Genomic DNA, 13,082 nt, shown 5'->3' with positions numbered 1-13,082 from the left:
ACCTTCCGGGGGTCAGTGAAACTTCAACAAAACTATTTATTCACCTTACAGGTGACCGGCCGGTTCACTGTAGCGCACGTCGACAATGGTGTCGCCGACGAAGACCAAGGAGGTCACGCTGGCCAGATCGCACTGCCTAGTTGCCGGGTTGTGGGCGAGCTTCAAGTACCGCGCACGACGCTGAGCTGCAATGATGCACAGCTGGTGCGTCACCAGCACCGCTTCCGCTCCTTCGGCGGCCTCGCGGGCTCGCTCGATGGCGTGGAACATACGGTCCGCGATCTCCTCGTAGGGCTCGCCCCAACTGGGCACGCTCGGACGACGCAGCCGTGGCCAGTACTTCGGATTCCACAGTGCGGAGTCAATGCCCTTGATGTGTAAACCCTCAAAGGAGTTGCCAGCCTCCAGCAAATCTTCATCCAGGGTCGGCTTCATGCCGATTATCTCGGTGAAGGGCCGTGAGGTTTCCTGCGTGCGCTGTAGCGGGGAACAGGCGAAGTAGCGGATGTCGTGGCCTTCGAAGGACGAGGCCGTGGCCGCTGCCTGACGCTGACCGCGCTCAGACAAGTGCCAGCCGGGCAGGCGACCGTAGAGAATCTTATCCGGGTTATAAACCTCGCCGTGGCGGACGAGATGTACGACCGTGGTCTTGGCGTGCTTTGTTGCACGCTTAGACGCCTGGTTTTCCGGCTGTGTCGGCTGCGATTCCTGCTGTGCTGCCTGCGAATTGGTCTTGTTCGGCACGTGTCACCTACTCCGGCTTGGCGGTTGCCGCCGCCTCGGCCGCGCGGGCTGCTGCACGCTCGATAATCTCGAAGTCGGCGTCGGTCAGCGCAGCGGAGACGAACCAGGTCTCGTAGCAAGAAGCCGGCGGGTAGACACCATTGGCCAGTAGGGCGTGGAAGAAAGCCGGGTAGCGGAAAGTATCCGCTGCCTGCATCTGCTCAAAGTTATGGCCCTCGCCCTCGGCGAAGCGTGGCGAGAGCATCGTGCCCGCACGCTGAATGTGGTGGGCCACGCCCTGCTTGGTCAGGGCGTCGGACAGAATCGTGGCCAGGCGATCTGCATTGGCCGCAACGGTGTCATAGACATCCTTCGTGGCATTTTCCAGGTTGGCCAGGCCAGCTGCCATAGCGACCGGGTTACCGGAGAGTGTGCCTGCCTGGTACACCGGACCGTTCGGAGCCAAGTACTCCATGACGTCGCGGCGACCACCAAAGGCAGCTGCCGGCAAACCACCGGAGACGACCTTGCCGAAGGTGGTCAGGTCACCGGCCACACCATCAATGCCGTACCAGCCGTTGTAGGAAGCGCGGAAGCCAGTCATGACCTCATCGAGAATCAGCAGTGCGCCGTCTGCATGGCAGACTTCCTTCAACTTCGCGTTGAAGTTGTCCTGCGGTGCGACGGTACCCATGTTGCCCGCTGCCGCCTCAGTGATGACACAGGCAATCTCGCCCGGGTTCTCAGCGAATGCGGCCTTGACGGCCTCAATGTCGTTATAAGGAACAACAATGGTGTCGGCAGCCGATGCACCGGTGACACCCGGCGAATCCGGCAGACCAAAAGTAGCGACACCGGAACCGGCCGATGCCAGCAGCGCGTCCACGTGACCGTGGTAGCAGCCGGCGAACTTGATGATCTTGGAACGACCAGTGAAACCGCGAGCCAGGCGAACTGCGGACATGGTGGCCTCAGTGCCGGAATTGACCAGACGCACCTCATCTACCGACGTGCGCTCAACGATGTGACGAGCCAGGTCGGTCTCAGCCGTCGTCGGAGCGCCGAAAGACAAACCGCGAGTGGCGGCGCTCTGAACGGCCTCCACCACTGCCGGGTGCGCGTGGCCCAGAATCATTGGACCCCACGAGCAGACCAAGTCCACATATTCGTTGCCATCAACATCCACGAGACGAGAGCCCGCGGCGTGGTCAATGAAACGTGGGGTGCCACCGACGGAACCGAAGGCGCGGACCGGCGAGTTCACGCCACCCGGCGTCACTGCCTGAGCCTGCGTAAAGAACTCTGCCGAACGATCGGTGAGCTCAACGTTTTCTGGGACATGAGGAGCATTAATGTCTTGAGTCACGGTGACCATCGTAGACGGCCACTCGGATGAAGGGCTACCCTGCCCTACCAACGTCCCAGCTTCACCCTGAATAGATGCTTGCGGCGAGAGGACACTCGACGGGATCGCCAGTCGATCCACAAGCTGGAGAAAATCATCAAAAGCGATGCCAGCAGCGGGTGAATCATACCGGTCATACCCAGCAGGATGACCGCAACGTTGTAGAACCACGCAAAGTAGATGTTGGAGTCCATCATCCGCACCACAGCACGTGCGATTTCAATGGCCTCCGGAATCGACAACACGTTGTTACGCAGTGCCACGACATCGGCGTAATCAACATCAAGATTCTGATTGCCTTCGGTGTTGTCCATCAAAACACCCACGTCAGCGGCACGCAGAGAGTCCCGGATGTCCTTGTCGCCAACCATCACGACAGTCTCGCCGTCACTGTGGACCGAACGCACCGCAATGGCCTTGCGGGAGGCAATGATGCCCGCGAATACTCGTGAGATATTCAGCCGGTCAGCAAAACGACGGGCTACTGGATACGGATCTCGCGTGATCATCATGGTGTCCACGCCCATATCCTCAAGCTGGTCAATGCTCTCGACCGCATCGGGCTTAATGTCCTCACCAATGGTGATGACACCACGGACCTTGCCACGCCACGACACCACCATCGGAGTACCGCCACTGAGCGCAGCCACGGCCATTTTCTCGCTGAGTGCAGTGAGATCACGCGGACGCCAAACACGCCCCTCAACAAAGCGCATCTCCAACTTGTCGTCCGAGTCCTTCACCGGGATCTCTACCTGGCCAACGAACGCACCGTCTTCCGCAATTGCGACGTGTACAGTCTCAATCCAGTGCGGCACCTCGCCACCGCCGGAACCGGCGTCGCGGGATACACGGCACGCGCGCACGATTGCCGCTGATGCCGGGTGGTTGCTCTCCATCATGAGAGCGCCCGCCACACGCAGAACCAGATCCGGATTTTCATTGCGCTCAGCGGCGACACCGAGCACGTGGGTGTCACCCTCGGTCAGCGTTCCAACTCGGTTAAAAATCACCACATCGGCAGCGGCCAGCTTTCGGAAAGTCTCATTGCCACGAATCAAGATTCCGTTACTAGCACCGGCCAGAATCCCGATGCGCTGCACGGTCGACGTAGACATTGCCAATGCCACCGGCGCGATGCCCGAGAGCATAGCCAGCGCCACCGCGAGGGCACCGCTCATCGTGCCAGTCGCCAGCCACCAGCCGCAAAAAGCCACGCCCGCCAACGACAGCGTCCATGGCACCAGCTCTGATGCCGAGTGCACTGCGGTCTGGTGCATCACCGTTTCTTCTCGAACCGCTTGACGAAGCCAGCGCGCTATCGATGACGCCCGGGTCTTGAAACCGGTGCGTTCCACGCGCACCTTGAGCTCCGAATCCAGGTTGATTGCACCGGCCCAAACCTTGGAATTGACCTTGACCTTCTGCGGTTCAACGCCGATACCGAGTAGCTGCGCATCCATCGTGGACGCACCACCGATGACTGAGCCATCAACCGGAATCACCGAGTGCGGTGGAACCACGATGTCATCACCGATATTGAGCTCCGCGACCGTCACCTCCACCCGTTTCGGCTCCGCGGATTTAGCGCTCTTGCGCACGACTGTCACGTTTCGCTCAGCTGGAATGCGCAGGTTGCGCAAGATTTGTCCAGTACGCACCTTGTTGTAGCGCGTAAACATGCGACCTGTTAGCAACAGCACAGTCAGGCCGCACGCAACGTCGAAAAACACCTCTGCCGAGGCGCTTTCCCGGTAGTTGAAAGCAAACCAAGTGGGCGCAGTGGTATATCCAATCTGTCCCGCGGGACCAAAGATAAGCTGCGCTAGCGACCACAGCCACGCCAGCAGGATGGCAATGGAGCTCGCCCCATCCAGCGCCGACATCCGCCGACGCAGGGACGCCGCCATTGCCCGGTGGAACGGCCAACCACCCCACCACACCACAATCGTGGTCAGCACAAGACACATCCACTGCCAACCCGGGAACTGCCAGTTGACGTTCAACGACGTCACCAGCACCGGAATCGATAGGAACAGGCTTCCCCAAAAGCGTTGCTTGGTCACCAGTTCACGCGCCGTGAACAGTACTTCCGCGCCACCGCCGCTTCGGCGCAAGGCCGCTTCACGACGGCGAATGCGCTCCTCCTCATTCTGTTGAGCGGCAGCCGGAACAGCGGGACGGCGATGTTGTGACACATCCAGCCGAGTTGCACGACGCCGAAGCGTGCTGCGCGTGAGGTACGACTCGACCCCAATTTCGCGGAGAGCTTCGATGAACTGATTCGGATCGATGGTATCGGGCGCGGTAATCCACGCGCGTCCGGGCTTGTAGACCACAGAGGCGGTCACATCTGGAAAGGATTCCAAAACATGCTCAGCACGCTCAGCGCTCTCGGCGTTTTCCAAGTTTTCCAGGATGAGTGCGAAAGCTGTGTTGGACTGGCCTCTGCGGTGTGCAAGCCGCTGATGGGCACTTTCTTCGTCGATGTCCTGACGGCTTCGTGGCAATGCCTTACGAGCAGCGACCTTGGCATCCACAATCGCTTGTTCAACGCGATTGTCCAGAGAGAAATCAAACTCACCGGTGTCACTCATGGCCTTTGAAACTTTCCGTCTAATCCTGTGGCTGGTTGGCGCGCGTGAGCGCTAATTCACGATAGAGCAACAGTAGTCCACACGCCATCGCCAGGCTGGGCGCGATAACCCATACAGTCAGCGCTCCAGCCATAATGGCAAAGAACATGGCGAGAGCCGTGATAATCACCATGATGAGCAGGCAGTTCCGGGAGAGTTTGAACTCAGTGGCCGTCGGCAAGCAGCCGCTACCAATAAGCGAGCAGACCAGCGTCACACCGGCGACGATGTAGATATCGCGGCCAACGGCGGCGGGAGCCTGCGAATAGTCGCCGGTGACCAGTATCAAGCTCAGGACAATCTGGGCGATGAGCGCGACGAAGAGCACCCACTGCCAGGGCCGACTCGGCAGGGACATCATCGCTTGGACTCCTCAGGCTGCTTGGATTGCTTGGGCTGTGACTGGCCCAGCTGCTGTTGCCGCTTTGGATCAGCGCCATGCTTCGACGCTCTCGGCAGATGCGATTCCGGAGCGGACGGGGTCCACGGTTTCGACGGGCGCTGATGATCGAAGTAGTCCTTGGATTCCTTCGAAGCGGCGAGCACTAGACCCGCTACCGCGGCAGTGGCCGAGGCGATTCGCACAATTCCGCTGATAAGAACGAGGGATGCCGGCACTCCCGATTCTGAAGCCGTAGAAGAGAAGAAGGACATCAGCGCCGACAGTGCCAGGTAAAGCGAGCCGATAACCAGCACGGTGCGAGCACCTTCGCTCCCCTTGCGCATTCGCTCGATAATGGCGAAGAACGCGATGCAAAGCCCCACTGCGAAAAAGAACGCGATAACGATAGTCGCCTTCATGGCAGCATCAATCTGGCCCTCGCTGAAACCCGGGAAATTCTCCTTAGCGGTTGAGGGGCTCATCAGCATTTCCGGATGCAGCCAGTAGGTCACCGTAGCTACCGCAGCGACGAGCAGCTGCAACACGGCCGTAACCCGCCACGCCTGCCTAGCTCCCTCGACCTGCTCGGGAATTGCGGGCTTCTTCTCTTCTTTAGTCATCCGTCCACTTCTCGATATTTGCTACTGCACGTTCACCCGAGCGAATTAGAACTGGGCGCGCAGCTTCTTCGCCAAGTCCACCGCTGCGTACGTCAAAATCTGCTCCGCACCGGCACGGCGAATGCTCAGCACTGCTTCCATCATCGCAGCATCCAGGTCAATCCACCCGTTGGCGGCAGCGGCGTGAATCATCGCGTACTCACCAGAGACCTGGTAGGCGGCAACCGGCACCGGCGACATATCCGCGACCTCGCGCAGAATATCCAGGTAGCTCATGGCCGGCTTGACCATCACCATGTCCGCACCTTCGTCAACGTCGAGCTGCACTTCAAGCAGGGACTCACGACGGTTTGCAGGATCCTGCTGGTAGGTACGGCGATCACCCTGTAGCGAGCTGCCCACAGCTTCACGGAATGGACCGTAGAAGGCGGAGGCGTACTTTGCCGAGTACGCCATGATGGAGACATCCTCATGGCCAGCGGCATCCAGGCCCTCGCGAATTGCGGCAATCTGGCCGTCCATCATGCCCGAAGGGGACACGATATGGGCACCGGCGTCGGCCTGCGCAACGGCCATCTTGATGTAGTTAATCAGCGTGCGGTCATTCTCAACGACCGTGTTGCCGAAGCGATCCGTGCCCAGCACACCACAGTGGCCGTGGTCAGTGAACTCATCCAGGCAGGTGTCGGCCATGATCAAAATGTCATTCCCGAACTCGTCGCGGAGACGACGCAGGGCACGGTTGAGTACGCCCTCCGGATTCCAGGACTCAGAGCCCTCGCCGTCCTTGTCCGCATCCAGCGGGACACCGAAGAGGTCAACTGCCGAGATACCTGCCTCAACAGCCTCGCGCACAGCTTCTACCAGGGAGTCCTCGGTATGCTGCACTACCCCGGGCAGGGAGCTGATGGGCTTCGGCTCATCAATACCATCTGCAACAAACATGGGCAGGATGAGATTCTTCGGAGTCAGTGTCGTCTCCGCCGTCATCGCACGCATCACCGGGTTGGTGCGCAGCCTGCGTGGGCGACGAATCGGGAGAGGAAATCCAAACTGTTCGAGATCGATTTCGCGGGATGATTCAGAAGCTCCAGATGTAGTCATAAAGACAACCTTAATCAAAACGCGAACTCGCTCCGGTACGCCCCTGCTCAGTCCTTGGTTTTACGCGAACGACGACGCTTCTTGCGCGGTGGTGGCAGCTGCCCTGCCGCCCGCAGTTGCGCAACATGCTCTGCCAGCGCATCCACCAGCTCCGGGATGCTTGCGCGCTCCGGCACGACATCTACCCGCAGGCCGTACTCGCGAGCCGTGGCTGCGGCCATCGGCCCGATGCAGGCAATGATGGTGCGAGCATGCGGCTTACCCGCGATGCCGACCAGGTTCTTCACCGTCGACCCCGAGGTAAAGCACACTGCGTCGAAGCCACCGGACTTAATCATGTCGCGGATATCCGCACTCGGTGGCGCTGCCCGCACGGTACGGTAAGCGACCACATCATCAACTTCCCAGCCCAGGTCAATCAGACCGTCGACAAGCACATCGGTGCCGATATCGGCGCGCGGCAGCAGCACGCGGTTGACCGGATCGAGATCCTCGATGTACTCCGGGAACACGTCGACAATGCCCGCGGCATTTTGACGAGTGTCATCCGGAAGCAGCTCCGGAGTGATGCCGAGATCGCGGATGGCAGCGGCGGTGCGATGGCCGACTGCTGCGATGCGGACCCCGGCGAAGGAGCGCGCGTCCAAGCCGAATTCCTGGAACTTCTCCCACACTGCGGTGACGGCGTTGACGGAAGTGAAGACAACCCACTGGTAACGGCCGTCGACAAGCCCCTTGATGGCGCGTTCCATCTGCGCCGGGCTGCGCGGTGGCTCGATTGAGATGGTCGGGACCTCAATCGGGATGGCGCCGTGCGCAACGAGACGGGCACTCATCGGCCCTGCCTGCGCCTTGGCACGTGGGACCAGCACCTTCCATCCGTAGAGAGCGCGGTTTTCCCACCATGAGTACTTCGAACGATTGTCCACACCCTTGCCAAGCGTGACCACCAGCGGACCGGTCAGGTCACCCGAGAGCTGCGCCAAGGTGCCCAGCGTGACGTCGTAGGTGCGCTGCAGACGAGTCGTACCGTTGACAGTCACCGACACCGGCAACGACGACGGCAGGCCGCGTTCGCCGAGCTCAGTTGCAATGGCGGACAGGTCGTCCTGCACGGCCTGCAGTACCAGCGGCTGTGGTGCCTGGGCCAGCTCGTCCCAGTCCACATCGGCGCGACCGAGATCGGTCTCCGTGTACGTCGAGCCCAACGCGATACCGGCAAATGCCGGGACGGTGGAGGGCACGGACATGCCAGGGACAATCTGGAACTCAACATCGGCGTGCGAGACCTCGTTGATTTCGGCCAGCAGCGAATCGTTGGTCAGCGGATTGCCTGCCACCAAACGCACCACGTCATTGCCTTTAGCGGCTTCTTCGACCAGCAGGTTGGCCATCTTCTTGGGATCGTCGATAGGCGTGCGCAGATCTGCGGCGGTCGGTGGTGCCGGACGCGGCGGCTTACGACGAGATCCCTTGGCCTTGGCTGCGGCGCACATGCGCTCGTACTCTTCCTCGGCTTCCTTCAGCAGCTCGGGAGGAACAGGCACATCGGTTGCGACGAGCTCTCGAACCCCCGGCATGACATCGGCGTCGACGTAGGCGATAGCGGTGTCTGCGAGAATCTCACGGGCGCGAAGCGTCAGCAGGTCGGGATTTCCAGGACCAGCGCCGACGAACAGGATGCGTCCCGTTGCTGAGGGGAGGGAGGTGTTCATCGTTGCGGAGTGATTTCTTTTCTATTGGTTGTTCACTTTTCGTGCCGATGAGTCTCTAAGGAAGAAAGCGGACATGCGCCAACGCATGTGAGGGGCAGGTAGATACCTGAATCTCACATGCGAGCGCACGAAGGAAACCCTTATCCCAACGGCATGCATACAGGCCTATTAGCATAAAGGGTTTGAGCCAAATTAACTAACCGGTTACTTTTGAGATTCCCGCAGGGTATCGCCCATTACCTCATGAGCACCCCGTTCAAGCAGGGCCGCCGCAACCTTCCGGCCAAGCTCATCGGCCTTATCCACGTTTGCGGTAGCGGTCTCGAGCAACTGACGCGAACCGTCGAGTGCGAACACCCCCGCCTGCAGGGTGAGTTCACCACTGTCGCTCACGGTTGAGTAGGCCGCGACCGGAGCGGTGCAGCCCGCTTCCAGCTCATTGAGTACCGCGCGCTCAGCGACAGCGCGGGCATGGGACACCGGGTGGTCAATCTTGCGCAGAATATCCACAATTTCGCGGTCAGCAGTGCGGCACTCCAGCGCCAGGGCGCCCTGAGCCGGGGCCGGCATGAGGACGTCCACGTCCAGGGATTCCGCAATCTCTCCGAGGCGACCCGTGCGCTCCAGTCCGGCGCGAGCCAGAATGACAGCGTCCAAGTCCTCAGAGACGCGCCCCATGCGGGTTTCGATGTTTCCACGCAGTGGTACAAGTTCCAGGTCGGAGCGCAGCGCACGCAACTGAGAGACACGACGCGGCGCGGAGGTACCCACTCGAGCACCCTCAGGCAGGTCCATCAGCGGCGTAGCATCACGGGAAATCAGCGCTTCTCGCGGATCGACGCGCTCCGGCACGGCTGCGACCATCATGTCGTCTTCCGGCAACGTCGGCAAGTCCTTAAACGAGTGCACGATAATATCGCACACCCCCTCGCGGAGTGCATGACGCAGCGCCTGGGTGAAGACACCGATGCCAATCTTTTCCACCGGGTCGTGGCGGTTATGGTCACCGGCGGTCTTCACAATCACCAGCTCTGCAGGCTGCCCCAGCTCAATCAGTGCATCACGGACGTGACCGGCCTGTGTCGTGGCCAGTTCCGAGCCCCTGGTACCGATACGAATAGTCGCTGGGTCAGGCATGTTTCCCTCCGGGTGTTAATTCTTGGTGGTTTCAGCAACGCCTTCAATGATGGCACTATTGTCAAGACCATACTGCTCAAATCCCTGCATCCGCCCAATTCGGCCCTCTACCATGAGATCTGCGGGGATATCGGTGTCAGCATACAGGCCAGAGGGGGTGGATAGGGGCAGGTCGAAGAGCTTCTGCAGGGCAAGCGCGTAGTTGCCACCACCCTGCTGGCTAGAAAGCTTCTTGACCTGCACCGTTGGCGCGTGCAAGAGCTTATCGACGACGCGGCGAACCGTGGACTCGACCTCGCGACGTTCCTTTTGAGTAAGACCCGGTGTCTTCGCCTCCAGGCGAGCGAGCTCAGCCGCCGCCACATCCGCCGCGCGCTCACGCAGAGCGCGAACAGTCGGTGCTACCTCGCTTGCGCGCTGCGCCGTGAGGTAGGACTCCAACTCTTCGGCCACAATGTCGCGCGCTGCAGCCTCATCATCACGGCCCGGGACCTCCGTGCGGGTCATCTGCAGCAATTCGATGTTGAATAGTGCAATCCCCTCAAGCCCGGAGACATCCTCCGCAACGTCGCGAGGCATAGACAGGTCGACGATGGCGAGCGGGCCGTGGTCGATGACATCAGCAGCTGAAACGACGGGAGTCATGGCCCCAGTGGCGCTGACGAGAATGTCCACATCATCGAGGACATCGGCGAAATCATGTAACGCAATAGCAGTAGCGGGGATGCCCGCTTCGATGGAGTGGTTGGCCAGGTTCTGCGCCCTGTCAACGGTGCGGTTGGCAATAATCAGACGGTCAATACCGCAGCGCCCCAGGTAGCTAGCGGCCAGCGAACTCATCGCACCGGCGCCGAGGATAAGAGCCGAACGTCCGGCCAGGATATCGGTACCCTCAGCGACGTCAACACCAGAGTTGAATCCGGGTTGCAGTGCAGCAACTGCCTCGTCGATGGCCACGGAGACCATCGAAGCACCAGCGTTATCAATCAGAGTTTCACTGTGCACGCGCTTACCCGTGTGCAGCGCCTTCTGTGCCAAGTCATGCAACATGCGACCGACTGTGCCGGCTTCGTCCGCTTCCTGGTAGGCATTGCGAATCTGACCGATAATCTGCTGTTCGCCCAGCACCATCGAGTCGAGACCAGCACACACCGAAAAAGCATGCTCCGCCGCAGCCTGTGCATACCGGACATAGAGGTGCGGCGTCAGTTCATCGAGTTCGAGCCCAGTACGACCGACAATTTCACGGACCACAGCCGATAGCCCAGAGTGGAAGCCGTTGGCCACCACGTAGTACTCAACGCGGTTACAGGTCGACAACAGCATCGCTTCACTGATTGCTTCATCCGCGATCAGACGGGCCAAAATGGCCTCTCGCTCAGTTTCACCGACAGAGACCTTTTCAAGAAGGGTCACCGGTGCAGACCGGTACGACATTCCGACGAGAAGCACACTCACCGCTCAATCACCGCTCTATTGCTCCTTCACAGTCCCCGCTACGGGCTTTTTCACACAGCTATGACTGTTAACGCTAGACAACTCTGCCATCTCGCCACAACAAAGGCATACTTTACTTAGCCTCTACCTCGATGTTCGCAGCGCTCTACTGCTTCTTTGCCGCTACTCCACATTCTGCCATGTTCCCGCAGCTCCTAGCAGTTCGGCAGAGCTGTCTCGGGAACTTATTCGACCTCCGCTATCGCTTCCAGGAGTTCATCATCATCGATTTCCCAGCAAGCGATTTCCTCATCATTGACCAAAATCACCGGCACGCGATCGCCAAATTCCATGGCCAAGTTCGGATCGGTATCGACATCTTCCACCTGGAACTGCGCATTTTGGTCCAGAACTAGCGGCTCAATCTGCGCAATCACGCGAGCGCACGAACCGCAGGTCTTCCTACTCATCACCGTCACAGTCACCATAACGGCCAGTCTAAAGGTCGACTGTTTCGCTCTACGACGTCCCCCTCCCCACACTTCCCCTGCAAAAGTGACTCTTCTTATCCTTGCCCCATCCGCTCCTTGAATCTCAGCGCGCAGCTTTGCCTAAAGAGCGGATACTATTCAACAAGAGCTTCCGATAACGGATGTCGGTTGCATACACCGTGGAAAGAGATTTTCGTGCCGTGAGTGAGTTCAGTGCCGACAACCGCTCCCCCTTCCCCATCGACATGCTGGGCGACCTTGCGTCCTCGCAGGGTAACGTCCGCAACTTCCTCGAGCAGGTAGTTCTCGCTCCGCTCAATGACGAAGCACAGGAGGAAGCTGGTGCTGCAGCGGCTGCCAATGCACTGGAAGCTCTCGGCGAGGTCTACGACGTCGGCGGCGAAGAACTGGCTACAGGATTTCGCAGTGTAGCTGGTGCCGAAGATGCCGCTGGCGGTGCACGTGTGCTCTCGCAGCCCATTCCAGGTGTCGAACGCGATCAAGGCGCAGCCGCTTTCTTCGATGTGGACAACACGCTTGTCCAGGGCGCATCAATCTTCCTCTTTGCCATGGGGTTGGTCGAGCGCGGGTTCATCAAGAAGCGCGATTTGGCCGGGATGATTTGGAAACAGCTTAAATTCCGAATCTCGGGCGCGGAAAACGCCGCCGACGTAGCTAAGGCCCGCGAACAGGCCTTGGAGTTTTTCGCCGGCCACGATGTGGATGAAATGGTCAAACTCGGCGAAGAGATCTTTGAAGAAAAGATCAGCGACCGCGTTTACCAGGGCACCCGCGATCTGGCGGAACTGCATATCCAGGCTGGCCAAGAGGTCTGGCTGGTCACCGCCACCCCGGTGCAGCTGGCCCAGGTTATCGCTAAGCACATCGGGCTGACCGGCGCCCTCGGCACAGTCGCCGAGGTCAAAGATGGAAAGTTCACCGGCCGCCTGGTGGGCGATATCCTCCACGGCCCGGGTAAGAAGCACGCGGTAGCGGCTCTGGCGGCCTCCTCCGGGTTGGACATGTCTCGCTGCACGGCATACTCAGATTCCGCCAACGACATTCCCATGCTGTCCATGGTGGGCACCGCCGTGGCCATCAACCCGGATCGCAAATTGCGGAATTACGCCCAGAAGATGGGTTGGACTATCTACGACTACCGTCACTTCCGCTCCGTAACCTTCGCCACGATGCGGTGGCTCTCGATCGGAGCACTACTGGCAGGAGTTGTTGGGGGCGCGGGACTCGTCGGCAAGCGACTGTGGGACGCGAACAAGGAAAGCTAAGCGCTGCTAGGAGTACTCGAGGGTAGTGACCGCGTTTATGACAAAAATGGCTCGAAAAATGGCCTGAAAGTGCCATAAAATCGCACAGTTTCACATTTGCAGCCCGCGATCTTTTGCTACTTAATCCGTACTCAGCAGCTCTCCCC

General features: G+C 59.8%; 11 protein-coding genes. 1 reads left to right on the top strand and 10 read right to left on the bottom strand.

Annotation, left to right across the window (positions count from 1 at the left end; genetic code table 11):
- Nucleotides 1–45: 45 nt before the first annotated feature.
- From ADB02_RS08235 to ADB02_RS08190, 10 genes are all read right to left on the bottom strand, one after another.
- A complete protein-coding gene (locus ADB02_RS08235; RefSeq protein ID WP_076772585.1) occupies nt 46–744 on the bottom strand; it encodes a histidine phosphatase family protein in 699 nt (232 codons plus the stop codon).
- A gap of 7 nt (nt 745–751) precedes the next feature.
- Nucleotides 752–2,098, bottom strand: coding sequence for a glutamate-1-semialdehyde 2,1-aminomutase (hemL, locus tag ADB02_RS08230; protein ID WP_049190552.1), 1,347 nt, complete (start codon nt 2,096–2,098; stop codon nt 752–754).
- Between the two features lie 35 nt (nt 2,099–2,133).
- Complete coding sequence (locus ADB02_RS08225; RefSeq protein ID WP_016421992.1) at nt 2,134–4,725, bottom strand: heavy metal translocating P-type ATPase; 2,592 nt, start codon at nt 4,723–4,725, stop codon at nt 2,134–2,136.
- Nucleotides 4,726–4,744: 19 nt separating this feature from the next.
- Nucleotides 4,745–5,125 carry a hypothetical protein gene (locus ADB02_RS08220; RefSeq protein WP_016421991.1) on the bottom strand — a complete coding sequence of 127 codons (381 nt, stop codon included), beginning with the start codon at nt 5,123–5,125 and terminating at the stop codon, nt 4,745–4,747.
- The gene (locus tag ADB02_RS08215) at nt 5,122–5,766 is read right to left on the bottom strand and encodes a hypothetical protein (RefSeq protein ID WP_016421990.1); all 645 of its coding nucleotides are present in this window, start codon (nt 5,764–5,766) and stop codon (nt 5,122–5,124) included. Before ADB02_RS08215 ends, ADB02_RS08220 begins: the two co-directional genes overlap by 4 nt.
- Before the next feature lie 45 nt (nt 5,767–5,811).
- The gene (gene hemB / locus ADB02_RS08210) at nt 5,812–6,870 is read right to left on the bottom strand and encodes a porphobilinogen synthase (RefSeq protein WP_016421989.1); all 1,059 of its coding nucleotides are present in this window, start codon (nt 6,868–6,870) and stop codon (nt 5,812–5,814) included.
- Nucleotides 6,871–6,917: 47 nt separating this feature from the next.
- Entirely contained in the window at nt 6,918–8,585 is a 1,668-nt protein-coding gene (locus ADB02_RS08205; RefSeq protein WP_049190550.1) for a uroporphyrinogen-III synthase, read from the bottom strand.
- A 204-nt stretch (nt 8,586–8,789) separates the two neighbouring features.
- Nucleotides 8,790–9,722, bottom strand: a complete 933-nt coding sequence (gene hemC, locus ADB02_RS08200; protein WP_049190547.1) for a hydroxymethylbilane synthase — start codon at nt 9,720–9,722, stop codon at nt 8,790–8,792.
- 15 nt (nt 9,723–9,737) lie between these two features.
- Nucleotides 9,738–11,180, bottom strand: a complete 1,443-nt coding sequence (locus tag ADB02_RS08195; protein ID WP_049190544.1) for a glutamyl-tRNA reductase — start codon at nt 11,178–11,180, stop codon at nt 9,738–9,740.
- A gap of 224 nt (nt 11,181–11,404) precedes the next feature.
- Nucleotides 11,405–11,647 (bottom strand): glutaredoxin family protein, encoded by a 243-nt coding sequence (locus tag ADB02_RS08190; protein ID WP_049190541.1) that lies wholly within the window; start codon nt 11,645–11,647, stop codon nt 11,405–11,407.
- A gap of 164 nt (nt 11,648–11,811) precedes the next feature.
- Here ADB02_RS08190 and ADB02_RS08185 point away from each other — a divergent pair, with 164 nt between their 5' ends.
- Nucleotides 11,812–12,936 carry an HAD family hydrolase gene (locus ADB02_RS08185; RefSeq protein WP_049190539.1) on the top strand — a complete coding sequence of 375 codons (1,125 nt, stop codon included), beginning with the start codon at nt 11,812–11,814 and terminating at the stop codon, nt 12,934–12,936.
- Nucleotides 12,937–13,082 lie beyond the last annotated feature (146 nt).

Source organism: Corynebacterium sp. 212_CJEI, assembly GCF_001055915.1.
In the GTDB taxonomy this organism is placed as follows: Bacteria; Actinomycetota; Actinomycetes; order Mycobacteriales; family Mycobacteriaceae; genus Corynebacterium; species Corynebacterium jeikeium_D.
Note: the sequence above shows the minus strand (reverse complement) of the source record. Positions and strands in the feature narration are given on the sequence as shown.